Genomic DNA, 26,566 nt, shown 5'->3' on the forward strand with positions numbered 1-26,566 from the left:
TCCTTAAAAATTATAGATTAGCCGCTTTTTTCATTTGTTTTTCTACGACACGGTCATATTTCTTTTCCCATTTCTTCATAGCAAAGACCAGTGCTACAGAAGTTAAACCAATCAACACACCAGAAGCGATCCAGAACCACTGGGAAACCACCGCGTCCGGATATGCAAGCCCGATTGGAGAGAAGACGATGTAAGTAAATACAATCAAACTCAACAAAATAATCGCTGTCGGAATCGCATACTTCCACGGGACCATGTCCACTTTTGGAGCATGCTTGAACGAATAAGGTTTGGAAAGTGGGCGAATATATCCGACTGCCAACATAATACCGACTTCGATAACAAAAAGGATGGCAGAAATATGGATGAAGTTCATCGTGATTTCAATGCCGAACATCTGGTTCAATCCCCATACAAGCATGTAGTACGTAATGACGTGAAAAATCACTGCAATCTTCGCGCCCAGTGGCGGAACAAACTTGGATGCAATTCCTACGAGCACAATCGCGATGATTGGGATGTTAAAGAATCCAGTAAACTTACGAATGATGTCCCAAAGGCCATCCGGTGCACTCATGAGCATCGGGGAAATAAAGAATGAAACGAGTGCCAAAATCGTACCGAAATATTTACTTACCCGAATCAACTGTTCATCAGAAGCATCGGGCTTAAAACCAGGCTTGTACACATCTAAAGCAAACATCGTTGCCGCTGAGTTCAAAAGTGAGTTAAAGCTTGAGAACACCGCTCCCAGAAGAACAGCTAAAAACAATCCAGAGAAGATCGTAGGCATCAAATTGGTCACCATGGTTGGATAAGCCAAATCGACCGTTTGGAACCCTGACCCATATAGATGGAAAGCAATAACTCCTGGAATCATCATGAGAATAGGTACAACAAGCTTATAAAAACCGGAGAACAAGACCCCTTTTTGACCTTCCGCCAAGTTCTTTGCTCCCAGGGCACGCTGAATCACGTACTGGTTCGTCCCCCAATAGAACATATTCATGAAGATCATCCCAGTGAATATAGCGGAAAATGGAACAGAATCATCTTTTCCACCAATCGCATTCAACTTGTCTGCATTATCAGTAGCCATCGTCTTGAACCCTTGAAAGAAGTTTCCGTCCCCTAGTACGAAAAGTCCGATCACAGGAATCATTAAACCAATCAACAGCAAACCAATTCCATTTAACGTATCAGATACTGCAACCGCTTTCAATCCGCCGAAAATCGCATAAATGGCACCGATAATACCAATCACCCAGATAACGAGCCAGACCGATGATTCGAAAGAAATACCTAAGAGACCTGGAACATCAAAGAGCTTCAGCACCGCTAGTGCGCCGGAATAAAGAACGGATGGTATGGTGACAAACGCATACCCGAGCATAAACAGGACCACTATGTAACGTCTGACACCATCATCAAATCGTGTACTTAAAAATTCCGGAAGAGTGGAAAATGCCCCACCTAAGTATTTAGGAAGCAGGATCAATGCCATAATGATGACAGCAATTGGTGCTGTCACTTCCCAAGCCATGTTGGACAAGTTCGTGCGATAAGCCTGTCCATTTAGACCAATCAATTGTTCTGCAGATAAGTTCGTCAGCAGCAAACTACCAGCAATAAACCCACCTGTTAATCCACGACCGGCCAGAAAATACCCATCAGAATCATTGACCTGCCCTTTCGCCTTCCGGTAAGACACCCATCCGACCAATCCCATAAACAAGATACACGTGACCAGTGTATATAGAATACTCATGATTGACTTCCTCCTTCTTTATCGTTCAAATATTGTACAAATACATTGGGACCTTTAATCCCGACATATGCCCCTTGAGAGACAAACCTTTGATGTTCTTCATGGGCAATCAGCCATTTATTTCTCATAAAAAGTAAGGAGTCTTCCCCTTTTTCTTCATCCTTTAATGGAGTATTGGTACCTTCAGGTAAAATGACTATACATTTGAATCCTTCACCGGTCACTTTACAAGGAGCGAGGTGAAGGGTCGTTTGGAACATTTCGATCGCATACCCTTTCGGAATATAAAACGCTTTCAAATGATTTGTAGAAAAAGTACTCTCCTCCATGTCATTCAAATGCCCTAAAAGCAGGACCATATCCGTTGCAGCCACATTAATTTCACTGCCTTTATGATATTCCAGTCCACCTAAATTGGAATTGTTCCCATTACAGTAGCCAATTTGAATATCCATCCCACCGTAGTACCTTTTCTGAATGGTGCTTTTCAAACCTTTTAACTCCAAAGTAGGTTCAGAAGGGACATATACATTCCCACTCTCGGGAACCGGAAGATCTTCAGTCAATGGAATGAGATCTTCATCAGGAAACCTTTCAAGTATTCGTCCGAAATTCTTAAAGGAACTATCCTCCACGTGTCGAATATTTAGAGAAACATTCATCTTTTGCAATTGGTCCAGCATATCATCCCTCCACATTAAAGATATCTACCTTTTATTAAACGTAGGTATCTTTGTTGTTATTCATTGTACTGGAAGCGCATTCAATCTGGCAAGAGGAAATTTTAATTACCTTCCACGAAACCGCATGAAACAGCGATTTAATCATATTTATACCTGATATAAAATTTTTAATTTTCTAAAAAGTGTTGAAATATTCAGGGTCTGTCCATATAATATTAGACAATGAAAGCGTTATCAATAGAGGAGGTGCGGAATTAAAGGTTGTAACGTTATTAATTAAGGTAGCAACGTTAGTATGTAAAACAAAAGGGGGACGAATTAGTGAATGTTAAGCATATGATGCTTGCCGTTTTTATTCTAATGACAATGGTTCTAGGCGCTTGTTCATCGGAAAGCTCTGGTGAATCTGATAATGCTGATGGAAGTAAAACGATCAGTTTCATTCATTGGCGTGGGGAAGATAAAGAGGTTTTCGATCAGCTCATTGAAAAGTTTGAAAAGGAAAATGAAGGAATTAAAGTGGATATGACCATTTATCCATCCGAACAATATCAATCCACAGCACAGACACTCATTCGAGATGGGGAAGTCGGCGATGTATTCACATCCTTTCCAGGTTCTCAATTCGAAATTATGGATAAAGCAGGATTGATGACAGATCTATCTGGAGAAGAATTACTCTCCAACTTTAATGAGAGTTTACTTGAAGCTGGTCAAAAAGACGGGAAACAGTGGGCCGTTCCTTATCAGTTGGTGTTCAACCAGCCCGTCTACAACAAAGGGATATTCGAGGAGTTGGGAATTGAAATCCCTGAGAGTTGGGAAGAGTTTTTAGCTATGAATGAAACGTTGAAGGAAAATGGATACGCCCCAATGGCCTTCCCTGGTGCAGACATTGGTCCAGGACAATTAATGAACAGTATGATGATGAATAATGCAACAGATGAAGATATCTTTACACAATTGGAAAATGGAGAAACAAAATTGACGGACGAGTGGTGGGTCAAAACACTAAGTCAATTCAAGGAACTAGCCGACAAAGGGTATTTCCAGGATGATTCCCTTGGAACAAAACACGACGGAGCGATCGCACTAATGGCTCAAGAAAAAGCAGCGATGCTCGGAAGTGGTTCGTATGCCATGGCTAGTATTAAAGAACAGAATCCAGACATGAAGCTTGGCCTTCTGGCACCGATCACGGTTCCTGCAGATGAAGCCGTCTATGAAGGGATTCACACCACGACATTCATGATGGCTGTTAATAAGAACTCTGACACACAAGACGAAGCGAAGAAATTCATTGAGTTCTTAAGCCAGCCTGAGAATGCCAGTACTTATGCAAACGAAACGGGACAGCACCTAACCGTAAACGATGTGAATTATGAGTCTGAAGTATTGAAAAACACGGCCGATTGGATGGATAAAGAAACACGCTTCCAACCTCGCTACTTAATCAATAGTGCGGATATTGAAAAAGCGGTCATCGCTTCCATACAATCCGTCATCGGAGGGACAGATCCCGAAGAAGCTGCAGCTGAAGCACAAAAAGTGGTCGATCAATTTGTAAAATAACCAAGATTCCTTATAGGGGAAGAAAGCGCGGTTCATGAAAACAGACGCTTTCTTCTTCTATTTATGACTAAGGAGGCACTTATGAAAGCTGGAAAATCCATTTACCTATTTGTTGTTCCAGGATTGATCTTGTATTTGATCTTTTTTATTTACCCTACAATAAGTGCTCTTTTCTATTCCTTCACAAACTGGGATGGATTATCTACAGAGTACGATTTTGTAGGAGTCAGCAATTACGTGGAAATCTTCACGGCTGATGCTATTTTTCGTAAATCATTAGTGAATAATATTGAATTCATGCTGTTTGTCGTCATCTTTCAAACCTTGTTTTCTTTAGTTTTCGCCCTGTTTTTAACGAAGAACTCGAAACGCAGTGTGTTTTTAAGGGCGCTTTACTTCTTTCCAACGATTTTATCTTCCGTTTCCGTTGCTTTTATTTGGTCCTATATGTATGACCCGAACCTCGGACTAATCAACACGGTCATGCAGGCTATTAACCTGGATTCACTCGCATTGAATTGGATAGGCAATGAAGATATCGCTATTTACTCCATTTCCGCTGTTCAAGTCTGGTTCCATACGGGGCAGATGCTGATTATCTTCGTCGCTGGCCTACAGGGGATTCCGAAAGATTTATATGAGGTGGCCAAAATGGAAGGAGCAAACAAATGGCAGACGTTCAAGAAAGTCACCTGGCCTCTGGTGGCACCTGCGGCTACGATTGTTGTGGCTTATACAACGATTCAATCGTTTAAGGCCTTCGATTTGATCTTTGCCATGACAAGGGGTGGCCCGAACTACTCGACAGAAATTTTAGCCACGCTAATTTACAATACGGCTTTTCGGAGCTACCGCTTTGGATATGCATCCGCTGAATCTGTCATTTTCATGATTGTCATTGCGATTATCACGATCGTTCAAATGAGAGTCTTAAGATCAAGAGCTACGTAAAAAGGAGGGAAAGAATCCATGGATCGATTAGGAAAAAGAGTGCTGCTCTTCATTTACGCAGCCATCATCATCATTCCCATGTTGACCGTCTTCTTCTCTACATTTAAAACCACATCGCAAATGTATGAGAATCCCATAGGACTGCCTGAATCATTCAACTTCTCCAACTATGTACAAATCTTTAATGAAACTGCGATGGCTACATATTTTAAGAACAGTGTCATCGTGACCCTTGTATCCGTAACGTTCACCTTGTTCTTTGCCAGTTTAATTGCCTATGCCATTACAAGAATGAACAAGTGGATGGGAGGATTACTTTTCGGCTTATTCACCCTAGGAATGATGGTCCCAGCCCAGGTAAATATGATTCCACTCTACTCATTGATTTACAGGTTGGACTTAACCAATACACTCAGTGGGTTAATGATCGTCAATATATCCGTGACCTTACCCGTTGCGGTGTTCATTTTGACCGGATTCATGAAAACCATTCCGAAAGAATTATTTGAAGCCTGTACCATTGATGGAGCGAACAATTGGCAGGTGTACCGCAGAATTGCCCTGCCGTTATCTTTGCCTTCAATATCTGCAACGGCCATCTTCCTTTTTGTCATGCATTGGAATGACTTGTTATATCCTTTGCTGTTCATCACGAAAGACGAATATAAAACCCTGCCGCTCGCTTTATTAGAATTCCAAGGGCAGTATATGACAAACTTCCCGATGCTGTTTACGGGTGTCATGATTGCTTCAGCACCCATGATAATTGCCTATGTGTTGCTGCAGAGATACTTCATAGCTGGAATGACAGCAGGATCAGTAAAAGGATAAGGAGCTGTGGAGATGACCATTTCGATTGGATTGATCGGTGCTGGGAATCGTTCAAAATCCTTACTTAAAGCCATGAAACATACCAACGAATTTTCAGTGGTAGGTTATGTCGATAAAGAATCAAAGGCGTTTGTTGAACACCTCTACCCGGAGGCGCATTTTTTTCACAACGAAGAAGAACTGTATAGGAATAAGAGGGTCGATGCTGTCGTCATTGCTACACCTAACGACCTCCACGCAAAAAATATTATCACAGCGATGAAAAATCAAGTAGCTATTTTCGCAGAAAAGCCTATGGTTGCTAGATATGACCAATTCATAGACCTATATAAAAAAATAAAGGCGTACGAGAAAACTTTTGACATTGGAACAGAACTAAGACATGACCCTGGTTTCACTCGCTTAAAAAAACATGTGAACACAAGCACCCTTCTATCCATTTGGTGCCATGAGTTCAGACCTCCCTTTCGTTCTGGGAGTGAAAGTTGGCGACTGGAACGAACCCGGTCCGGTGGTACATTCTTAGAGAAAAACATCCACCATTTTGATCTTATGGTCAATCTCATAAAGTCCCCTCCTCGTTCTGTATTCGCTAAAGGAGACCATACTGAAGGAATGATCGAAAACGGCTGGGTCATTGTTGAATTTGAGGATGGAACCTTTGGAAACTTAGGGGTTTCCCTATCCTGTGAGCAACACCATCTTAAAGTGGGCGTCCTTCAAAAAGACAATCAATTTACGTATTATCCTAACCAGCAAAAACTGATGTCAGAGAACATAGAAAATCCTCCCCTCTTTGACCTTGGAGGAATTGACCAGACAGGTTTTGATCATCCAGGTGAAGTTGAACAAATGAAAGAATTCGCACGTCTTATCAAATCAGAAAAAACATTGGATGGGGTTCTTGAGGAAGCCTATTGGAGTCATAAGATTGCCTTTGCCGCTGAAAAGTCGGTTCGGTCAGGAAAAGAAGTTCTGTTAAATGACTTCACTCTTTCTTAAAGGAGGAAAAGTATGAGTGTCATTGATATGCACCACCACATTCTCAACGTCCCAAATTATATGGAGAGCTTAATAAAACAGATGGATGAGATCGGTATTGAGCGTGTCTGCTTAAGCGGTCTCGGTCTCCCCTCAGATAACTGGCTTGGAGACCTTTCACCTACAAATGAAGATGTCAGGAAAGCGATGAAAGAGTATCCTGACCGTGTGATTGGATTTGGGGTTATCCGTTTAGGGGAGTCGACAGTAGAAGACGTCGAACGCTTATATACCCAGGGTTTTAGAGGAATTAAAACGACGCGGCCTTTGCACAATTATGATGACCCCCGCTATGATCCCATCTATGCGAAGATTGAAGAACTGGGCATGCCTGTCCTTTTCCATACAGGCTTCATTCTGCAAACGAAAGTGGATCAGCAGGATGATGTTTCATCTGCCCGTATGCGTCCGGTGATGTTAGACCGTGTGGCGCGATCCTTCCCTAACTTGATTATGTTTATCGCTCATTTAGGAATGCCATGGCACGAGGAGGCAGCTATGATGGCTCGCTTTCATCCCAATGCTTATGTCGACCTATCCGGATCACCCATGGGTTGGAGGAACCGGAAATCTCCTTCTTTCTTTCAGGATCTATTCTATTGGGAGGGAGCTTTTGAAAAAATCTTGTTCGGTTCAGATGTTCATTACGATGACTTGCAATCTTCTTATAACGACCATAAAAAACTTTTTGAGCTGCTTAATCTGGACGAAACAACTCAGCAACGTATTTTTTCTGAAAATATGAAAGCAATTCTTAACTTATGATCGGAGGGAAATGATGAAAAAACGAGACGTTTCCTACACTTTGACAGAAGGTTCAGAAGAATCAGCCCATCACTTCGCCCGTTATTTGGCTGATTTTATCCAGGAGCGTAATAGACAAAACTTACTTACCAGACTGATTTTGCCCGTAGGACCTGTTCGCCCGTACCCCATCCTAGCCCGCATCACGAATGACGAAGAAATTTCTTGGAAGAACGTTCATATCTTCAACATGGATGAATACCTGGATTGGCAGGGGCGTCCCATTGAAGAAGATCACGCATACAGCTTCAAAAAGTTCATGAACGAATTTTACGAAAGCCTCCATCCTTCTCTCAGGCCCCCGAAAGATCAGCGTCATTTTCCTGATGTGTACAATATCGATGATATAAGCATACAAATAGAGCAGGTTGGAGGCATTGATTTATGTTTGGGAGGAGTAGGGGTGCACGGGCATGTCGCTTTTAATGAACCTGTCATCTCCCGCTTCCATCAAGTGACCATCGAAGAATTCAGAAACTCCAAAACTCGAATTCTATCCTTAGCTCCCGAAACACAGGTGATGAATAGTATTCGGACCAATGGCGGAAGTTTTGATGAATTCCCCCCGATGGCCATTACCTTAGGAATGAAAGATATCATGAATGCAAGGAAAATCCGACTTTATTGTGATGGAGGAGCGTGGCAGCAAGAAGCCTTTTACCAAGCCACCTGCGGGAAAGAAGATGTCCGATATCCAGTCACCTTACTTCAAAACCATGCAGACCTGAAGTTTATAGCTACGAAAGAAACGGCCCGTAAAGTGATCAATCAGCCTTAGCAAGCCAAGGCCATTAAGAGTTAAAGACCTGAAGCGTGAAGGACTCCCCAGTCACGCTTCAGGTCTTTTCTAATTGACCCCGCCTCTATGAAGCTATTGGTCTGTATTTCATTAAAAACAGACAATAATTTCCCGGGTAATATTTATTTCGCCATTATTCTATTATCAAACCTATGCAAAGAAAAAAGCCGCTCGTATAAAAGCAGCTTTCGAAACTCATGAATTATAATCCAAGATCATTTCCCGGACATCCTGCACTTCCTGATCCGGTACTTCTAAATAATATATTCCATCAATTTTGGTGCCAGTACCAGACATCTGATAGGTAGACAGATTTTCTCTAGCCCCACTATAGTTCTTCATCAAATCCTGCATGGTATTGAAATCCATATTGGTAGAAACATTCTTACCAAGTACGTCCATGACGTTACCGATTTTATTGATGGATCCGACATTCATCCCTTTATCAACAATCCCTTGAATAACTTTACGTTGACGTTCGTTACGACCAAGGTCACCTTTAGGATCGTCATAGCGCATACGCACATAGCCGAGAGCTTCTTCGCCATCCATGGTCAATTCACCTTTTTTATAATGGAAGTTATTCTTCCCGTACCATTCGATATCGTTTTGGATGGTGATTCCACCAACGGCATCCACCATTTCTTCCAAACCTTCCATGTTCACTTGGACATAATAGTCCAGGTTGATCTCCAGGAAGTTCTCTACCGTTTGGATAGCCATATCTGCTCCACCAAAGGCGTAAGCATGATTAATTTTATCCTGTTTTCCAGAATGAGAAGAATTGCCCACCATCTCTGTACGTGTGTCACGTGGAATGCTGATGATTTGGCTGCGATTGTCATTTGGATCGACAGACAATACCATTAAAGCATCAGAACGCCCGGAATCTCCGGCTCTTTCATCGACGCCCATCAGCAAAATGTTAAGTGGTTCCTTTTCCTTACGCTTTTTCTCTGTCAGTTCATGATCGATGGATGCGACTTCTTTGTGCATTTTTGAATCCACCGTGTTTTTGGCCCCACTGTAAAGGGAGTAACTATATACTCCTGCTGGTATTAATAACAATACCAACAAAACGAGCGTTACTTTCCACCATCGTGCTTTTTTCTTCTTATGCTTATCCGTACGTTTCATCTACAAATCTCTCCACCTTATTATCACTTTATCCTTCTATTATATAGCGAAAAGGAAAAACTTACAATTCTATAATTATAAAATAATCGTTCATCTCCCATACTATTAATAAGTTCAACGAAGGAGATCTTATTATGAAAAAAGCGCTCATTACCCTTATGCCCATTCTCTACATGATTCTTATTTGGATTCAATCAAGTCTTTCTATTGAGACAATTAAGGAGTGGATTTTATGACATTAGGATTCTTCCTGGAAAGTTTGCATTTGATTGAGTTCGCTCTTTTATATGTTCTTATCGTCCTTGCTCTACAAGTCCATGACCGCTTTTCGAAAACAACCAATATACTGGCTGCCATTTTTGCTTCATTCTATGGTTTGACCGATGAATTTCATCAGTTGTTCGTGGACGGTCGGTCATTCACGATCAATGATCTGATCAAAGATTGGTGTGGTGTATGGACCGCTTATTTTATTGTTAACCTGATTTCTTTAAGAAGGAATAATCATTCTCACCGTAATTCAGAGGACGACGTTGACACTGTACGGGCTTCCTTAAATCAATAGCAAAAATGAATTTCATTTAGGTAGATGACCCGTATTATATGTCCTCGTAGCATCTTCTATTTAGCAAGCAAAGGAGGAACTGGTTTTGTAACTCTCTTCTTCCCGAAAACCGTTCTTCTCAAAGTTTCGACCAAAGGTTTTTCTACAATGTTATAAACCATACAGCATGAAGCCGTCACCAAAAGAATGATCAAGACCAACCCGAAAAAAGGGTGAATGATATCAAAGAAATTCAACTTTACAAATATCACTAAATATACTTTTATAAAAGGGCCATGGGCTATATAAATCGAGTAGGATGCTCCGCCCAGATAAGATAGGATATGTGGGACATTTCTCTTGGTTTTATCCTTTTCCGCTATCCCATACATGATTAACATGGAACATGACCCGTACGCTAGAGCTAACGGTATAAAGGTTAGCGAGTAAATATTATGGATCCATGTAAGGGCGTAGCCAGCCAGCCCTAGAACAATACAAAGTCCAGCGTATCGATTTGTGAAATGAATAGACAGGTGAGCGACGAGCGCTCCGCAGAAAATTTCCAATGTACTAACATTGAAGATGGTGCTTGGAAGGAAGGGAAAGATATTCATTTCTCCAAGAAGAGTGTACCCGATCAATAAGCCGATGACAGGTTTCATAATCACCGGTTTATACATATAGGCAAAAAATAGGAAGTAAAAGATTACGATGTGTGTCAGTGACCAAGCTGAACTCAAAATGGGAGCACTTGTTAATAAGAAAAAAGACTTGAGGGTGACCTCCACACTGTAACTCTCCTGTAGGAGGGGAAACGCGTAAGGCACGATTAAAGCTAATGTTGTAAAAATCCAATACATAGGGAAAATCCTTACTATTCGTTTGATCAAAAACTGGGTGGCTTTTTCCTTGTTTCCAGCATGCTTATGATAGAGGTAATAAATCATGAATCCGGTGACAATAAAAAAGAAATCCACGCCCCCTGTTCGTTCCCATTGGGCTATATTGAGCCAATCATACCCAATCTGCTGATAAAAGTTATTATTTGCATGGCCGATAAGTACAAATAGTATAGCCACAGCTCTGGAAATCTGGACGATCTCCAATCTACCGGAATTGGATTTTTTCATAACCTTCATCTCTCCTATATTTATTTCTGAGAAATCAGGTTTAAGGAGTTCGCGTATGTTTCCTCATCGCACGGAAGGAATAATTCAAAAAATACCACATGGTTGAAGGAAGATTACTACGCCCAACTTTCCTGTAAGTATTCCACGTCTTTCGAGCTGACTTCCACTTGTTGCTGGAAAGTGATTCATTACATTTCCTATATAACGCGAGCTCTTCATTTAATCCAAAAGCAGTCACCCCTCGGGAGAGAATGGACATCCACAACCCATAATCTTCAGAACAGTCTCGATAGAGGGGCATTTGGACTTTCCCTAACTTTTCCTGGTCTAGAACCACTGTCAAAGTTCCAATGGCTGTATTCTTGAGCAAGTCTTTATATGTGATCTGACGAGGCATATGGAATATGGTTTCTGTAAGTTCTCCTTCTTCCTGCATAATCCTATAAGCAGTATAAGAAAAAGAATAATCATTTTTATGCATGAATGAAATTTGCTTCTCCAGTTTTTGAGAAAGCCAGCAATCATCACTGTCTAAAAAAGCAAGGTATTTACCTGTTGCAGCTAGAATCGCTTGATTCCTGGCAAAAGCAGGTCCACCGTTTTCCGTGAGTTTGATAAACTTGATCCGTTCATCTTCCGATTGTTTGCCTTCAATAAGGTTAACTGAATCATCGCTGGAGCAGTCATCAACAATAATCATTTCCCAATTCTTATAAGTTTGAGATTGCACGGATTCAATCGCCTCTAATATATAATTCGCTGAATTATATGAAGGAGTAATGACGGAAACTTTACCCAAATCTCTCAAAACCATATGACCATCTCCCCTTTTAGTGAATTGCCCTCTTCTTACCTACGCTTTTCATGGAATCTTTCAAATCAACGCCTTCTGCCTGTTCACGTTGGAAGATCACTTTCAATGTTAAGGTCAATATCTTCCAATCTGACAAGAAGCTATAATTTTTCACATAGGCTAAATCAAATCGTAATTTATCTTCCGCTGAAGTGGTATATTTCGCATAGACTTGCGCTAAACCTGTGATGCCTGGTTTAACTTCAAGACGGTGATGGTAATCGGGAAACTGTTTATTGAATTGTTTTACAAAATACTCTCTCTCTGGTCTAGGACCAATCAGGCTCATCTCACCTTTCAAGACATTGAACAGTTGCGGAAGTTCGTCTATTCTTGTAGCACGCATAAATGAGCCGATTGGAGTAATCCTTGGATCTCTTACAGTTGCTAAGACCGGCCCGGTTTTATTCTCCGCATCGGCAACCATACTTCGGAACTTATAAATCCAAAAAGGTTTTCCTTTCATCCCTAACCGTTGTTGTTTATATAAAGCAGGACCGGGAGAAGTTAAAGGGATCAGCCAGGCTAATAGAATCAGTAGTGGACTAGTAAGTAGAATTAAACTTATAGAACCAATCACATCCATCCCCCTTTTCAGGAATTGTTGGACGGGATGTATATGAAAGGGACGGATAGAAAAGACAATTGTATCTTCCATCTGGTAGGTTTCGGCCCCCTGAATCCCTAACTCATAAAGCTCCGGTATGACCAATGTTTCTTTCCCATATTTAGAAGCAAGCTGTACCATTTCCACTCTTTCTTTTGTACTAAAACCAGATCCGATCAACAGGGTATCCGCATCCTTACCGTATTTTTCAAATTCATCTTCTTTCATTGTTTGAGAAGATCCACAAATCCGGTACCAGCCTTCCTTCTGATCTAGGAAATGATGCATTTTTGAATCCTGATTTCCAATCAACCAAACCCGCTTTATTGCTCTTTTCCTAATCAAAGACCAGACTAGGAACCTTACGAGTAACATTAGAAGCATCTGCAGGCTAATAGAAACCACCAAATAGCTTAAACCAAAAGCGAACCATGGTGTGAAAACGATTCCCAGACTAATGAACAAACCTAAAATGCTCATGATAAAAAATACAGAGTAAATTAGATTTTTGAAGGATTTCATCCCCCATCTTTTGTAAGAACCGAAGGCTGTTAAGATTATATAAGCTATTCCTATTGCAAGAGGAAGTGATGCTGTGTGAAACGGGAAATCAACGAAAGACTGTCCTTCAAACAAATGATAGATTATCCAAAACCCACTTAAGAGCAGGGCCATGTCAATAAAAATAAAAGGAGCAAAGTTACCTTTAGGCTGATTCATTTTATCCCTCTCCTCTGTTAACGATCCTTAACTTTTCGTCTCAATGAAGAATGATTATTCTTAATTGAGAACAACCATGTAAAGGACCCTCTTTTTCAATGATCATCCCTCGCTAGACTATATCTCTTCGATCCAGATATTCTTGAAGTGTCTCTTTGACCATTTTTTTCAACGAAAATTCTTCCTCCACCCGTCGTCTTGCCGCCATAGATAGGTCACGGTGTTTCTTGGAATCTTCTAAAAGCGCCAGAATCTTTTCCTGGAACGCAACAGTTGAATGATCGGGAACAAGATAACCCGTTTGATCTTCAAGGAGAGCTTCGCTTATTCCGCCCCGATCAATCGATATGATAGGTGTTCCTACAGCCATCGACTCCAATATAACCATTGGGAACACTTCACGGTTGGAAGTGAGCAGCATCACATCCATGTCCCGAATAAATCTTTCGGGATTGTTAATTGTACCGAGCATTTTTACGTGCTTGGATAAACCATGACGTTGGATCATAGCCTCTAACTTTTTTCGTTCAGGTCCGTCTCCACCGATAAAAAAGTTCACATTATTCATACCTTTGCATTTTCTGGCAACTTCAATAAAGAATTCAAGATTTTTTTCTTTAGATAATCTAGCCAAAACTCCCACATTAAATTCTTGGTTTTCTCTAGTCTCTCTAAAAATGAACTGCTCTAGGTCTACTCCGTTATAAATCGTTTTGATGATTTCCTCCCGAACGCCGGATTCTAAGAGCGACTTCTTTTCATAGTTGCTCACGGTAATGATGCGTTCGACAAACCTGTTCAATAAAGATGAGAATATTCTTCTGTTTTTCCGCTCCAACCAGGTGATATTGTGCTTGGTGTAGAGCAATTTAATAGACTTGCGTGTCATCATTTTCAGAGCAATTCCATACAGCACCATCCGCAAGCTATTTGCGTGAATTAAAGAAATACCATTCATATTTACTATTTTTTTCAACTTCATTAAATTTTTAAGATGTTTCTCTTTAGTTAATTCTACGTAATGGGCCTTATTCTCAATTCTGTCTTGCAAATCACCCGGGCCTGCAGCATAGAAAAAGTTGATGTCTGGATGTTCCAAATGGTTTTCAAGCTTACAGAAGTAAATCTCTGCTCCCCCAAAGCTCAATTTATCCGTTAGTAACAAGACATTCATTGCAATCACCTCTATTCATATCATTCATGATACTTTTTGTACGATTGTCACCTGAGATTTAACTTCCTCCGCTTTCCTTTTCCTTTGATTCAGGTAGGTCGATAAGATCGCCAGGACCATAAAGAAAATGTCATTGATGATTACAGAGAGAAACCCCATTTGGAGAACCATTCCTATAACTGTTAAAAAAAGATAAGGTTTATGTTTGTAAATCTTCCTTTGATACAACTGATACACCACAAGCGATAAAAACAATAGATAAAAGAATATCCCAAGGAGCCCTGCTTCAGCAAGTACATCCAAGAAGGTATTGTGAACCGAGAGATTATCGCCATATTTGAAGGCATTGTAATCCGCGAAGTTGAAGGCTCCAATACCGACGATTTTATGCGTCTCAAAATATTCCCAGGCCCGACCCCACAACTCAATCCGACCGCTGCCCCCGTCACTGGTGAAATCGTTCATTCTCGATTCTAAAATGGATATCAAATCAAATTTCAAATAAACGACAGCTATATAGCAAGCAAAGGCAACGGAAAGGATGACGCCCATAGTCATTTTTAATTGTTTGAAAGGGTGGTTGAGCATCCCATATAAAAGGAAGAGAACCACCATGACAAGTAACCCTCCTCTTGAAAAGGTGAGGATGTTCGTTACAATACACAAAATTAAACCTGCTTTGTTCAACCAACCTTTTGAGTTACATAAATAGTAAGCAAAGAATACAGTATTATAAAAAACGAAAAAGTTAGGATCCTGGAGTAAGCCAATCAATCTAGGATAGTTGCGATCAATCATCAACCCGAATTCAGAAATTCGGATGCCCTCGGTATCAAAAAAGTATCCAACACTTTTAAGTCCAATTACATACAATAGAAGACTAGACGCATTAAAGATCAGACCTACATACCCAATACTCTTATCAATAACCGATTGATGAACACCTGCTAATATAGATTTCATCACCATGTAACAAGCTAAATAGATAAGTGCACCAGCCATGATCCTTATACTTGAGGCAGGATATAAAGAGAATGCCCCTGTGAACGAATAAATCAGATAAAAAGCCAGCATCGCCACTTCATACAATTGCAGCTGATAAAAACGGAACTGACTGATAAAAATAACAAAATAGAGGAGGGAAAATATCATATAAGGTTTTAATGAAAACCCTATTTGAACACCATAATTGGCTAGAGTGATGAGTAGGAATAGAAAGAATACAGTCCCATTCCTTTTATGAGCCATTGGCTTTTGAAGGTCCATTTTCCACCCCTCCTGAATGCTTTGGTTCTCGTCCTTGCTTATATTTCAATAGCCATTGTTGAGTATAAACGTAAATTTTTGTCCTTAGTCCGGGGTCTAGCAAAGGAAGCAGCAGCACTAAGGTCATATGGATGATCAGTGCAAGCAAGCCATGAAAAAATTCAACCCATTCTAAAAGAAGTAATCCAGCAAAAAAGTAGGATAGATAAGGAAATAAGGAACTTTTGAACAGCACCCATCGGTTTGGTGAACATAACCAAAAACCAAGAAGTGCCAAAACTTCAATAGCCACTCCAGTATAGGCAGCACCGATCACGCCATAAGAAAGACTCAGGGTTATATACAAACCTATACCGAGGATAACCGTGACAAGTTGTACAAATGTACGGGAGTTTTGTTTTTCCATCGTAGTCAAACCATCCGCTAAAGCTATATTAATCGATTGAAGTAAAAGCATAAGTGAGAGCACTTTAAGCGGGAAAGCAGCACCTAACCACTCCGTCCCGAACAAAACCTTGATGACATATTCAGAAAGATAAAAAAAGGGAAGAACCATCATCATACCCACTAATGACATGATTTTAGTCTGAGAGATTTGATGATCCAGATGTTCTTCTAAGTTCTGATGCTGGAAAGAACGAAATAAGACGGGATAGTATGCGCCTGCTACAATAAATGGAACTTGCTGCAAAGCTTGCGGGATTCGATAAGCCACAGCGAACAATCCCACAGCAGCAATAGGGATCGTTTTCTCTAGAATGATCGGCCCTATATGTGGCAGCAAAACAAACAGAAGCCCCCCTAAAGTGAATGAACCCAGGTTCTTGAATAGACCTTTATGAAAAGGATAGGAAAATCGTATGGATACGTCCTTCATCACTAAGATCAGACCAAAGATTCCTGCCGTTAAATAAGACAATCCATATAAAGTACATAGGGTGAGAGGGTTTAACTGGAGTCCCATCCCAATCACCATTGATGTAACAAGACAAAAGGATGAGACCATACGAATCAAACCATAGTATTGCATTTTTTCATTAAGTTGATAGAAAGTCGTTCCTATGCTTTGTAAGGCGACGCCGGTGACCATAGGAATAATTAAATAATAAGCCGTACGAATTAACTCTCCGTTACCTGAGTTGAACAAGTGAATGACAGAGAAACCTATGAAAAAGGTGGCAACAAGAAGAGCCAGCCTCATTTTTACATAAGAAGAGATCAATTCTGGTAATTTCACTTCAGCCTTAGCACCTTCGCGAAGCACAATACCGCTTAACCCTGCATCTGTAAAATATCCCATAATCATAGCAAACGCTAAAGCTACACTGAATAACCCATATTGGCTGGATTGGAGGTAGGAAGCTAAGACAATAAGAGCAACAGCATTTAAAATACTTGATAAAGCTGTACTGTAAAAAAGATGAAGGATATTTGACCCAATGGAATTTTTCTTGTCTTTGTTAATCCTCTTACCTCCTCCCTGATTTGCAGCTATCCCGTTTGTAGAATAGTGCCTAACATTTTCCCTCCAGACCTTTCAATGGCTTCTACAGTGGTAAGTAATTCCTCTTTCTTACTCTTATTGGCACGTGCTACCAACACAACACCTTCACAGTACTCCACTAATAATTGAGCGTTGACGCTAGAATGGAAGGTGGGAGATATAAATAAGATCAGATCGAACTCCTTCTTACATTCCTCAATAACTCCTCCTATTTTTTCAGGCACCCACATTTCTTGTGAAAATCTATTTGCAGGACCGGTAGTTAAGAGATATAGATTTGGAAATAAGGTTTCCTTAATCTTGTTTTGCACACCTCTTCTTTTTAGAACTGCATCAGACCAGCCCGTCTCGTTATTTTTCTGAAACCATTCATGTAAAGTAGGAGTCGAAAAATCAGCATCGACCAGTAATACTCGCTTTCCTTCCTGAGCCATAGATATGGCTAATTTCGCAGATACCAAAGGTTTATCCGTATATTCATCGATTGATGTAACCATTAAGGCTGAGGATTTAGGTCGAATAGAACGATTCACACGCAACTGAATCATACGTATTTGTTGAGTGCTCACATAGTGTTCTTTTAGCAGAAGTCTTTGTTTAATTTTTTCAGACACTGACCTCATTGTTTTTCTCCCCTTCTACAACTTCCATTTGTTTATCTGTCTGGATGGGCAAATCATTACGTAAATGTCTTCGAGAATTTTTCTTTTTTAAATGGACATCACCAAGGACAGTGATTCCCAATTCTTTTTCTATTTGTGTTACGTTCCGGATCGAATCATCTAAATGTTCTCTTAAAAATGCTGTTCCGATCCCTGCTAATAAACCTACTATTAAACCAATTCCTAAGTTTAGAGTAGTGCTTCCAACTTTTTCTGTGGAAGTCTGGTTAGGAGAATCACTTAGTACGTATATATCGTTTACATCAAACAAATCATTCATCTTGTCAACCGTGGTCGCAACAATCATGTTAGCTATTTTTTCTGTTTCTTTCGCGTTACTGCCACGAACAACAACATTCACAATTTGTGAATCCTTGGTATTCTGAACGACCACCTGTTTTTCTAAATCCTCATAGCTCATACCAAATTCATTCCTTACTAAATTCAGTACAATAGGGCTTTTAATAAAATCAATGGTAGAAGCAAGCAGCATATTAAGTTCTCTTGATTCTCCATATTCAGTCGATTGTTTATTTAAATCACCGACAACAATACTCTCCATCGATTCAAAAGTAGGTTTCATGACAAATATAGAAACCGCTCCGACCAAAATAAACACGAAAAAGGTGACGAGAAGGATTGAGATGACTCTCTTTTTAAGAATAGTGAAAAACGTTTTTATATCCATCTGATCTTGCATGTCAAACCTCCACCTATTCATTAATATTTATTTCAAGTACATGTGAACTTTATGATTTTGAGAATGTTCGATCGTTAATTTAAGACCCTCCGATAATGTATAAAATGGTTCCCATTCAAGTAATTGTTTTGCCTTTTTATTTGAAAGAAGACTATGACGAATATCCCCTGTACGTTCTTCGTAAAAAGAAGGCTGAATGGAATCACCTATGTTAAGATATAGTGCTTTAATGAGTTCTAATATAGAAGTTTGAATGCCCTGACTGATATTGATCGTTTCTCGATCACCATTGAGGCAGGCTGCTACATTCGCTTTAGCTACATCTTTAACAAAAATAAAATCTCTCGTTTGCAATCCATCACCAAAAACGGATAAAGTCTCTCCTTTCAACGCTTGATCGATGAATAAGGCGACGACCCCTGCTTCCCCTTCCGTATTTTGCCGCATACCATAAACATTGGAGTAGCGAAGGATCGTATAGTTTAGGTCAAAGGTTTGAGAGAACATCTCAATATAGGTTTCTGCACTTCTTTTAGATAATCCATAAAACGATGAAGGGTCGATAGGATGATTCTCATCAATAGGTAAATAAGCTGGGGCTCCATAAACAGCTGCCGATGAGGCAAAAATAAACTTCGTCACTCCATATTTCACGCAGGATTCCAGCAGGTTTACAGTCACCTTGATGTTTTCCTCCGCATCAAACCCTGGATTTTTCATCGAATGAGCCACCGAAACTTGAGCTGCTTGATGAATAACGATATCCGGCCTTTCGTTGGCAAATACTAAATCCAAGCTATCTCTAAGATCCATGTTGTAGTGAGTCACATGACCAGGGATGTTCTCTTCTCTTCCTGTTGATAAATTGTCGACAATGACAACATCAAAATGTTGGAAAAGTAATTCATCTACTATGTGTGATCCTATAAAGCCAGCTCCACCTGTCACTAATACTTTCATCCCTCCACCTACCCTTTCTACATTCTTTATAAAGAATATCCTCTTTGTTCTTTATAAAGTATATTTTGTTCATTATATAACGTTTACCAACAATTTGAAACCTCTAAATACTTTTATTTTGTTCTTAATAAGACACTTTTCGTTACTGAATCTTTTAATCCCTCTTTTTTTAGCTTATATGTTCTTTAAAGGAAACAAAAAGTGATCCATTTACTTATAAGTAAACGGATCACTTTTTCATCTCATGTATTTGGATTTAATGCACGACCTGCTATCAACATTTATACAGAAATCAAGGACCGGATTGCGGATAGTAGGAGTTAGCATCTCCTTGATCGATCATATAGGTTTCATCAACATTAGTTATTACACTGTTCCTCATGGACTGATTAGAGAATTTTACAATCTTAGTTTCTAGAGCATGAGATTCGACGTCCCAAATCATTCCCTGAAAACGGTTATCTGCTCCAGATATGCTCAAGACTTCTTTTGTAGCATCTGACAATTGAACTTGAAAGTCCGTAAATTGATTCCCGGACACTTCATTAGGAATGGATTTTGAACTTTCTATGACGATACATTTAACGCAATCATCCAACGTGAGATTAATAAAACGATTACCATTAACAAAATTATGTTTCTCTACTGGAATGTCAGCCTTTATAAAAACACCTGTGTGAAAACCTACAATGTTTAACGATGAAAAATTAATAAAGCTAATAAACTCATTGGAATTGTCAGCAACAAGAGCTAAAGCTATACCAAGGTTTTCACCGCTCGTATTAATAATATTCACACCCTCAATTCGGGACGTCTCCCATGACCAGAATTTCTGACCCCCATCAAAATAAAGGACTTCTGAAGAGAAGTTCTGGTCCGACACCTCTATGATCCCATTGGTTATCGATGCATTTTTCATGATTTCAAAAACCCTAAAATCACCTTGAACTTCTATAGTGGTATTCCTTCCCAATTCCATCTCCATGCCTTGTTGTAATATGATTCCTTTACGAAGAATGAAACGTTGATTCCCCGTTACCTTCACTTTTCCTAATCCATGCTTCACACCATATTCGATTGCCTCTTGTATAGCTGAAGAGTCATCCTTGTCATCATTTCCTACGGCCCCAAAATCTTCAATATCCACCTCGCCTCTCCGTGCAGCTTCCTCTAAGACTTGTTGTTGATTTTGATATTTTTCGTAAACAAATAAAAGAAAGAGAAGAAGTATAATTAATGAAAGCACACAACTCTTGTATTTCAACGTACACGCTCCTCAAAATTTTTGAATAGATAAAAACTCTCTGTTCTGCACTCTCATCAATTTGGTAGATATGTACAGATTAGACCTAACATTACAGAACAAATAAAGACTGAAAAACGCAAGCCTCTCAAATAAGAGCTTGCGTTTTATTCATAACCTGAACGAAAGTCTTAGGATGTGTACTATCCATAAGAAGGCAGGTCTTCCTATTGTTTAAAAAATTCCCCAGCCGCTTTTGGTTCTCATGCGCTCAGGCGGATCTGTATAAACCATCTCTCCCTCAAGAACAACATGGGCATTTTCCATGAATTGATACATAAGATCTCTACCAAACTTTTTCTCAATTTTGCTATAAGCTTCTTTCATGAAAAACCCCTGTTTTTTAGAGTAATGAGCATTAGAGGCTACGAGGTGAGTCAGGTTGAATTCTATCATTTGGTAAGAAAACTTTTGAACTTCCTTCCCTAGTTTCCCTGCAATACTTGCGGCGGTTACTTGAGTGATGGCGCCATTTTTTACGAAGTTATAGAGTTCATTCGGCTGCTGACGAATCAGTTTATTTCGCTCCGGATGCACGAGGACAGGCTTATAGCCAAGCAATTGAATCTCATACATCACCTTTTTAGCATAATGGGGAATCTCGTTATTCGGCAATTCAAGAAAGACATAGCCACTATTATTATTGATCGATAGCAATTCCTCCGAGTTAAACGCTTCGAGATCTCCATTGAGTCTTATCTCCTGTCCGGGGAGCACGGTCAAATCAATTCCGTGTTGAAAGAGTTCATCATTTAACTGAGCGGTTTTCTGGATGATTAACGATTTTGGATTACTATAACGGGGATGGAGATGATGAGGAGTAGCCACAATGGTATCAATCCCTTGTTCAACAGCCATTTTAGCCATTTCTACACTTTCCTCCATTGTTTGTGCCCCATCATCTAATCCAGGTAATATATGACTGTGCAAATCGATCATCTTCATTCCACCTCTTTAGTATTTTTCGAACAAAAATAAGCAATGGCTATTTCTGAATACATACACAGATGTAAAATTATTGAATGGAATTATTAATTAGCTACTAACCAATAATCAGCTCTTTTAAACAAGAAGACGAGCAATAAATGCCCTCACGTCGTTCCTCACTAATAAAGAGGTGCTCCCATGGTCTCATCATTTTTTGACGACAGATCTTCTTCCTTTCCTTGCTTTAGAAAGATTTTTAATTTCATAAAGTTCTGCACAACACAGCAGTTGTTCTTTATTAAGAATGGCGTGAATTTATTATATTATCTTCAGAGACATATGGAAATCCTCAAATTCACTCATATTTCACTTTAAAGAACAAAATCATTTATAAATCTTTAAAATCCTTCCTATAACTTTAAATTAAGTAAATTTTTCCTATTATATTCTTTGAAAAGAACGCATGTTTCGTAGGTTGTAAAACACATATTCTACTTTCTTACCACCATAGAAGAAATCACATTCCAGAACCCGGAGTCTCATCGTTAGTTTGCTTCTGAGACGTGAGAACCAATTTTATTTATTTTTCATATAATACAGACGTAAATTACGATAACTTTCACGTGTGAGCATCAGACATTTCAAGATCCTTTAACAGAAGCTTATAAAGTAAAACAAGACATAAAGTCAGTGGAAAATTGATAAGAAGAGGTGTACCAAGTGGTAAATTCCAATGAAGAACTTCAGAATCAACTCAACAACTTAACAAGTGCCATAAACGGCATTGTTTCACTTTTATCCTTACAAGATGAGGTCAGTCAATCGGCAGGTGCCCGCCCCATCTATATACGAGTATCAGACTTTTCAGGAGTAAGTGATGCGGATAGATTACAGAAAGCGATTAACTACGCACAGCAGCATTCCATTAAAACCGTATTTTCAGATGATCTTAGTTTTTATCTAGAGAATACCATTACAATAAAGAAAGGTGTACGTCTATTGTCTGCTTACTCTACGGTGTACACTTTAGGAGCAAATGTAAACGGATTCATCATAGAACAGGATGCTTCTTTTTTAGGTGGAAAAGTTGCTATTGACGTAGCTGGTTATACAAAAAAGGCTATTTCACTGAATGGATCACAAAAGTTCTACAACACATGGAATAATACACAGATCGATGATATTACGATCCTGAACTGGATGGGGGATAACGGAGGAACTGGGATTTACCTTTACTCCGGAGGAAACGAACATGAAATTTCATTTGTAAACTTCAACAACATTAAGATAGTAGGCTTCGAAAAGGGAATACACCTTCGCGCGACAAAACCTAGTAGTGGCAGGGCATGGGTAAATGCGAATAACTTTGACAACATCGCCATAGAGGATTGTGTAAACATGATTGTGCTTGAAGGAAGTGAAACAGTCCCGTTCGAAACTACCGGAAACATATTTTCAAACCTTCAGATTCAACCCTCTAGTTCCACCAAAAAAATCATTACGGCTAATGGTCAAGCCAACAAATTCACTGGCATGGTGTGGGACCTATTTGAGATCACCCATTCTGAATCTGTCGTAGATTTCACTTCAAGATCGTCGTATAACTTCATTGACTTATCCAAAAATATACCATTGGATCGTGTAAGTGATAAGGGAAGAAAAAACCTTGTGGTTAGTCATGATACGACAATCATTGAAAAAAGAACGAGTGACCCTCAAAACCCTGTAGTAGGGCAAGTATGGTTAAGAACAGACCTCAATCCAATAACAGATGCTGTTTATCGAATCATGACCAGTGCAGGGGTTATGCACCTTCCTTTAAAATCAGTATGATAAATGCCTAAAACACAAAGGAAACCAACGAAAGTAAGATTATCTATGAATGACATTTAAAATTAAATAGTGTCGAATGGTGAACCTTCAAGACTACAACTTCTGACAATTGGTAGTCTTTTTTTCTTATTTTTCTGAATAGTTAGCAAATAACATTGATTATTCTTTCCTTTTTGCTTAATTAGAAAATGTAGGATAAAAAAGGTTTCTAAAGGAAGGGGTCATTTTATTGAAGAAAACGTCAAAGATTGTAACATCTGCTTTAGCTCTAGCACTCGCTGTGGGTCCAATGAGCGCCAGTGCTTTCGAAATGCCGACGACCGGTCATGAGAACGTACATAAAACTCATTCACATTCTCATGGGGGCATGCCATTCGACGGAGCAATCGCCAATGACGAGCGGTTGATTGAGATGTTGAAAGAAAGTGGAAAAATCGCGAAAGATGCTTCACCTGCCGAGGCAGAGAAAGGCTTGAAGAAGTTCCTTGATTCTAAACAGGCTTCAGCTGAAAAAGCGAAAGGCCAGTTAGATGATGAAAAATCAGATACCAAAGCAAAATTAAAAGAAGCTATGGACAATAACAGCTTGACGAAAGGAAAAGGAAACAAACTTGGACAAGCGGACACTCCTGATGGTGTCGAGGAAGAAGCTTATGATGGTGAAATGCGTACCGACAAAGTTCTAGTTCTTCTGGTCGACTATCCTGATAAACCTCATAATTCTATGACTGCTGATGAAACAGATATGTATTACGAAGGTGAAGATGCTTACTCCCGTGAACATTACCAGGACATGCTGTTTGGTGATGGCGGCTGGACAGGTCCGGACGGAGAAACCTATGTATCTATGAAACAATATTATGAGCAACAATCGGGTGGAAGTTATTCTGTGGAAGGTGATGTTGCCGGCTGGTACACAGCTAGTAAACCTGCTGCTGCCTATGGCGGGAACTATCCGACAGAAGATGGTAGTGATGTTAATGCTCGTGGGCTAGTCAAAGAAGCTCTTGAAGCTGCGTCTAAAGACCCGAACGTTAATATTAGTGACTATGACAAATGGGATCGCTATGACCTTGATGGAGACGGAAACTACCTCGAAGCTGATGGACTGGTCGACCACTTGATGGTCATCCACTCCGGTGTAGGTGAAGAAGCTGGTGGAGGATCTCTTGGTTCTGATGCGATTTGGTCTCACCGTTGGAATCTTGGAGGAGTAACACCAATCTCCGGAACAGAAGCCACTGTTGGCTACTGGGGCGGATCGATGGCAGCCTACGATTACACAATTGAGCCTGAAGATGGTGCTGTTGGAGTCATGGCCCACGAATTCGGACATGACCTTGGGCTTCCGGATGAGTATGATACTCAGTATACAGGTGCTGGTGAGCCAGTCAGCTACTGGTCCATCATGTCGAGCGGAAGCTGGGCTGGAGATATTCCTGGTACCATGCCGACAGGATTCAGTCCGTATATGAAAGAAATGCTTCAAGCTTCAGCAGTTGTAGATAACGAGGGTACTAAAGGTAACTGGTTAACAGGTAAAGAAATTAATGTTGAAGATGTCAATGGGAATGGAATGGAGTTCCTTTTAGACGAAGCCATTACAAAAGGTACGAACTATGATGTCGTAAAGGTCAACTTGCCACAAAAAGAAACAGTCATCAACGAACCGGCTAGTGGTGATTATCAATACTTCTCTGGAAGCGCTGATGATTTACACAACTACCTAACCAAAACAGTCGACTTGACCGATGCAACAAGTGCTGAATTCAATTTCAAAACTTGGTATGACATTGAAAAAGATTGGGATTATGCATACGTAACAGTTAATGGTGAGCCACTCGCAAGTGATATTACTACGAACACTAATCCTTATGACTCTAACCTAGGTAATGGAATCACTGGAAGCTCAGACGGTTGGATTGACGCTTCCTTCGACCTTTCTGCATACGCAGGACAAGAAGTTGAAGTAGCCATCGAATATGTAACAGATGGTGCTGTATCGAACCCAGGCCTTTATGCAGACGATCTTTCCATCGTCGTTGATGGAGAAGAAGTTGTCTTTGATGATGCAGAAGGTGATGTTAAATTTAATCTCGATGGTTTTACAAAGAATGATGGAATTAAACGTTCCGACCACTACTACCTCCTTGAATGGAGAAGTCACAATGGGGTCGATGAAGGTTTAGCAAACATCCGCCGTGGGGACAGCCTTATGACATTCGATAATGGACTTGTCGTCTGGTACGTGGATAAGCAATACTCTGAGAACTGGACAGGTATCCACCCAGGAGATGGTTTTGTAGGAGTCGTTGATGCAGACCAGCATATAAACAAGTGGAGCGATGGCAGCATTGGAGCCACTCGTTTCCAAGTACATGATGCTGCATTCAGCCTTGATAAAACCGAAAAAATGTATTTAGATTATACAAACCTTTTAGGTGTAACGATGAAAGATAATTACACGAAACGCACACCACTTTTTGATGACAGTGCAGATTACTCGAACAAAGGTCTTGTAGATGCGGGACGAAATGTTCCTGAGTATGGACTGAAGTTCAGAGTCACTGGTCAGAGTAAAGATGGTACAGTTGGTAAAGTGTTGATCTTTAAATAAGAGCTTCGAACTAAAAAAGTCATGGAAGAGGTATCTCTTCCATGACTTTTTCTTTGCTGGATATACCTTATGTTAGCCTCCCTAATCATGAAGGGACTATTAAACAAAAGATTAACTGCAATACTATCGATCTACCATAGTGGGGCCTCATGGAGAGAAGCTTACAGATGAATCATT

At 40.0% G+C, this 26,566-nt stretch carries 23 protein-coding genes; 9 read left to right on the top strand and 14 right to left on the bottom strand.

Annotation, left to right across the window (positions count from 1 at the left end; translation table 11 throughout):
* Window positions 1–10 precede the first annotated feature (10 nt).
* The gene (locus VKA52_RS09480; RefSeq protein ID WP_326315364.1) at window positions 11–1,768 is read right to left on the bottom strand and encodes a solute:sodium symporter family transporter; all 1,758 of its coding nucleotides are present in this window, start codon (window positions 1,766–1,768) and stop codon (window positions 11–13) included.
* Window positions 1,765–2,451: a DUF4867 family protein gene (locus VKA52_RS09485; RefSeq protein ID WP_326315366.1), complete on the bottom strand. Its 687-nt coding sequence runs from the start codon at window positions 2,449–2,451 to the stop codon at window positions 1,765–1,767. The genes VKA52_RS09480 and VKA52_RS09485 overlap by 4 nt, the downstream gene beginning before the upstream one ends.
* A 336-nt stretch (window positions 2,452–2,787) precedes the next feature.
* Here VKA52_RS09485 and VKA52_RS09490 point away from each other — a divergent pair, with 336 nt between their 5' ends.
* From VKA52_RS09490 to VKA52_RS09515, 6 genes are all read left to right on the top strand, one after another.
* Window positions 2,788–4,023, top strand: a complete 1,236-nt coding sequence (locus VKA52_RS09490; RefSeq protein ID WP_326315649.1) for an ABC transporter substrate-binding protein — start codon at window positions 2,788–2,790, stop codon at window positions 4,021–4,023.
* Between the two features lie 81 nt (window positions 4,024–4,104).
* Window positions 4,105–4,974 carry a carbohydrate ABC transporter permease gene (locus VKA52_RS09495; RefSeq protein ID WP_160911322.1) on the top strand — a complete coding sequence of 290 codons (870 nt, stop codon included), beginning with the start codon at window positions 4,105–4,107 and terminating at the stop codon, window positions 4,972–4,974.
* An 18-nt stretch (window positions 4,975–4,992) separates the two neighbouring features.
* Window positions 4,993–5,805, top strand: a complete 813-nt coding sequence (locus VKA52_RS09500; RefSeq protein ID WP_326315368.1) for a carbohydrate ABC transporter permease — start codon at window positions 4,993–4,995, stop codon at window positions 5,803–5,805.
* A 12-nt stretch (window positions 5,806–5,817) separates the two neighbouring features.
* Complete coding sequence (locus VKA52_RS09505; protein ID WP_326315370.1) at window positions 5,818–6,807, top strand: Gfo/Idh/MocA family protein; 990 nt, start codon at window positions 5,818–5,820, stop codon at window positions 6,805–6,807.
* A 12-nt stretch (window positions 6,808–6,819) separates the two neighbouring features.
* The gene (locus VKA52_RS09510) at window positions 6,820–7,611 is read left to right on the top strand and encodes an amidohydrolase family protein (protein ID WP_326315372.1); all 792 of its coding nucleotides are present in this window, start codon (window positions 6,820–6,822) and stop codon (window positions 7,609–7,611) included.
* Window positions 7,612–7,624: 13 nt separating this feature from the next.
* Entirely contained in the window at window positions 7,625–8,428 is an 804-nt protein-coding gene (locus tag VKA52_RS09515) for a hypothetical protein (protein ID WP_326315374.1), read from the top strand.
* A gap of 216 nt (window positions 8,429–8,644) precedes the next feature.
* On the opposite strand, the gene VKA52_RS09520 is transcribed toward VKA52_RS09515, so the two are convergent.
* Window positions 8,645–9,586, bottom strand: coding sequence for an LCP family glycopolymer transferase (locus VKA52_RS09520; RefSeq protein ID WP_326315375.1), 942 nt, complete (start codon window positions 9,584–9,586; stop codon window positions 8,645–8,647).
* A 232-nt stretch (window positions 9,587–9,818) separates the two neighbouring features.
* Between VKA52_RS09520 and VKA52_RS09525 the strand changes: the two genes are divergently transcribed.
* Window positions 9,819–10,151 (top strand): VanZ family protein, encoded by a 333-nt coding sequence (locus VKA52_RS09525; protein WP_326315377.1) that lies wholly within the window; start codon window positions 9,819–9,821, stop codon window positions 10,149–10,151.
* Window positions 10,152–10,207: 56 nt separating this feature from the next.
* On the opposite strand, the gene VKA52_RS09530 is transcribed toward VKA52_RS09525, so the two are convergent.
* From VKA52_RS09530 to VKA52_RS09580, 11 genes are all read right to left on the bottom strand, one after another.
* Window positions 10,208–11,263 (bottom strand): acyltransferase family protein, encoded by a 1,056-nt coding sequence (locus VKA52_RS09530; RefSeq protein ID WP_326315379.1) that lies wholly within the window; start codon window positions 11,261–11,263, stop codon window positions 10,208–10,210.
* 40 nt (window positions 11,264–11,303) lie between these two features.
* Complete coding sequence (locus tag VKA52_RS09535) at window positions 11,304–12,077, bottom strand: glycosyltransferase family 2 protein (RefSeq protein ID WP_326315381.1); 774 nt, start codon at window positions 12,075–12,077, stop codon at window positions 11,304–11,306.
* A 16-nt stretch (window positions 12,078–12,093) separates the two neighbouring features.
* Window positions 12,094–13,443 (bottom strand): sugar transferase, encoded by a 1,350-nt coding sequence (locus VKA52_RS09540; RefSeq protein ID WP_326315383.1) that lies wholly within the window; start codon window positions 13,441–13,443, stop codon window positions 12,094–12,096.
* Between the two features lie 112 nt (window positions 13,444–13,555).
* A complete protein-coding gene (locus tag VKA52_RS09545; protein WP_326315385.1) occupies window positions 13,556–14,617 on the bottom strand; it encodes a glycosyltransferase family 4 protein in 1,062 nt (353 codons plus the stop codon).
* Window positions 14,618–14,641: 24 nt separating this feature from the next.
* Window positions 14,642–15,883, bottom strand: a complete 1,242-nt coding sequence (locus VKA52_RS09550) for an O-antigen ligase family protein (RefSeq protein WP_326315387.1) — start codon at window positions 15,881–15,883, stop codon at window positions 14,642–14,644.
* Complete coding sequence (locus VKA52_RS09555; RefSeq protein WP_326315650.1) at window positions 15,855–17,378, bottom strand: oligosaccharide flippase family protein; 1,524 nt, start codon at window positions 17,376–17,378, stop codon at window positions 15,855–15,857. Before VKA52_RS09555 ends, VKA52_RS09550 begins: the two co-directional genes overlap by 29 nt.
* Window positions 17,375–18,001 (bottom strand): CpsD/CapB family tyrosine-protein kinase, encoded by a 627-nt coding sequence (locus VKA52_RS09560; protein ID WP_326315389.1) that lies wholly within the window; start codon window positions 17,999–18,001, stop codon window positions 17,375–17,377. The genes VKA52_RS09555 and VKA52_RS09560 overlap by 4 nt, the downstream gene beginning before the upstream one ends.
* Window positions 17,994–18,749 carry a YveK family protein gene (locus VKA52_RS09565; RefSeq protein ID WP_326315391.1) on the bottom strand — a complete coding sequence of 252 codons (756 nt, stop codon included), beginning with the start codon at window positions 18,747–18,749 and terminating at the stop codon, window positions 17,994–17,996. Before VKA52_RS09565 ends, VKA52_RS09560 begins: the two co-directional genes overlap by 8 nt.
* A gap of 27 nt (window positions 18,750–18,776) precedes the next feature.
* A complete protein-coding gene (locus VKA52_RS09570) occupies window positions 18,777–19,709 on the bottom strand; it encodes an NAD-dependent epimerase/dehydratase family protein (protein WP_326315394.1) in 933 nt (310 codons plus the stop codon).
* Between the two features lie 292 nt (window positions 19,710–20,001).
* Window positions 20,002–20,973 carry a hypothetical protein gene (locus VKA52_RS09575; protein ID WP_326315396.1) on the bottom strand — a complete coding sequence of 324 codons (972 nt, stop codon included), beginning with the start codon at window positions 20,971–20,973 and terminating at the stop codon, window positions 20,002–20,004.
* 213 nt (window positions 20,974–21,186) lie between these two features.
* Window positions 21,187–21,951 (bottom strand): tyrosine-protein phosphatase, encoded by a 765-nt coding sequence (locus VKA52_RS09580; RefSeq protein ID WP_326315398.1) that lies wholly within the window; start codon window positions 21,949–21,951, stop codon window positions 21,187–21,189.
* A 708-nt stretch (window positions 21,952–22,659) separates the two neighbouring features.
* Here VKA52_RS09580 and VKA52_RS09585 point away from each other — a divergent pair.
* Together VKA52_RS09585 and VKA52_RS09590 are read left to right on the top strand one after the other, a co-directional pair.
* On the top strand, window positions 22,660–23,772 hold the full coding sequence (locus tag VKA52_RS09585; RefSeq protein ID WP_326315400.1) for a hypothetical protein: 1,113 nt from the start codon (window positions 22,660–22,662) through the stop codon (window positions 23,770–23,772).
* A 289-nt stretch (window positions 23,773–24,061) separates the two neighbouring features.
* Window positions 24,062–26,389 carry an immune inhibitor A domain-containing protein gene (locus VKA52_RS09590; RefSeq protein ID WP_442788838.1) on the top strand — a complete coding sequence of 776 codons (2,328 nt, stop codon included), beginning with the start codon at window positions 24,062–24,064 and terminating at the stop codon, window positions 26,387–26,389.
* Window positions 26,390–26,566 lie beyond the last annotated feature (177 nt).

The organism is Halobacillus sp. HZG1 (assembly GCF_035818575.1).
Taxonomy (GTDB): Bacteria; Bacillota; Bacilli; order Bacillales; family Halobacillaceae; genus Halobacillus; species Halobacillus litoralis.

What these genes read in the sequence shown, in the direction of transcription:
- VKA52_RS09550 (WP_326315387.1), bottom strand. Translation starts at nt 15,883, where the DNA reads ATGGACCTTCAAAAGCCAATGGCTCATAAAAGGAATGGGACTGTATTC.
- VKA52_RS09530 (WP_326315379.1), bottom strand. Translation starts at nt 11,263, where the DNA reads ATGAAAAAATCCAATTCCGGTAGATTGGAGATCGTCCAGATTTCCAGA.
- VKA52_RS09535 (WP_326315381.1), bottom strand. Translation starts at nt 12,077, where the DNA reads ATGGTTTTGAGAGATTTGGGTAAAGTTTCCGTCATTACTCCTTCATAT.
- VKA52_RS09490 (WP_326315649.1), top strand. Translation starts at nt 2,788, where the DNA reads ATGATGCTTGCCGTTTTTATTCTAATGACAATGGTTCTAGGCGCTTGT.
- VKA52_RS09580 (WP_326315398.1), bottom strand. Translation starts at nt 21,951, where the DNA reads ATGATCGATTTGCACAGTCATATATTACCTGGATTAGATGATGGGGCA.
- VKA52_RS09495 (WP_160911322.1), top strand. Translation starts at nt 4,105, where the DNA reads ATGAAAGCTGGAAAATCCATTTACCTATTTGTTGTTCCAGGATTGATC.
- VKA52_RS09500 (WP_326315368.1), top strand. Translation starts at nt 4,993, where the DNA reads ATGGATCGATTAGGAAAAAGAGTGCTGCTCTTCATTTACGCAGCCATC.
- VKA52_RS09540 (WP_326315383.1), bottom strand. Translation starts at nt 13,443, where the DNA reads ATGAATCAGCCTAAAGGTAACTTTGCTCCTTTTATTTTTATTGACATG.
- VKA52_RS09590 (WP_442788838.1), top strand. Translation starts at nt 24,062, where the DNA reads ATGAGCGCCAGTGCTTTCGAAATGCCGACGACCGGTCATGAGAACGTA.
- VKA52_RS09525 (WP_326315377.1), top strand. Translation starts at nt 9,819, where the DNA reads ATGACATTAGGATTCTTCCTGGAAAGTTTGCATTTGATTGAGTTCGCT.
- VKA52_RS09565 (WP_326315391.1), bottom strand. Translation starts at nt 18,749, where the DNA reads ATGCAAGATCAGATGGATATAAAAACGTTTTTCACTATTCTTAAAAAG.
- VKA52_RS09485 (WP_326315366.1), bottom strand. Translation starts at nt 2,451, where the DNA reads ATGCTGGACCAATTGCAAAAGATGAATGTTTCTCTAAATATTCGACAC.
- VKA52_RS09515 (WP_326315374.1), top strand. Translation starts at nt 7,625, where the DNA reads ATGAAAAAACGAGACGTTTCCTACACTTTGACAGAAGGTTCAGAAGAA.
- VKA52_RS09505 (WP_326315370.1), top strand. Translation starts at nt 5,818, where the DNA reads ATGACCATTTCGATTGGATTGATCGGTGCTGGGAATCGTTCAAAATCC.
- VKA52_RS09570 (WP_326315394.1), bottom strand. Translation starts at nt 19,709, where the DNA reads ATGAAAGTATTAGTGACAGGTGGAGCTGGCTTTATAGGATCACACATA.
- VKA52_RS09520 (WP_326315375.1), bottom strand. Translation starts at nt 9,586, where the DNA reads ATGAAACGTACGGATAAGCATAAGAAGAAAAAAGCACGATGGTGGAAA.
- VKA52_RS09545 (WP_326315385.1), bottom strand. Translation starts at nt 14,617, where the DNA reads ATGAATGTCTTGTTACTAACGGATAAATTGAGCTTTGGGGGAGCAGAG.
- VKA52_RS09480 (WP_326315364.1), bottom strand. Translation starts at nt 1,768, where the DNA reads ATGAGTATTCTATATACACTGGTCACGTGTATCTTGTTTATGGGATTG.
- VKA52_RS09510 (WP_326315372.1), top strand. Translation starts at nt 6,820, where the DNA reads ATGAGTGTCATTGATATGCACCACCACATTCTCAACGTCCCAAATTAT.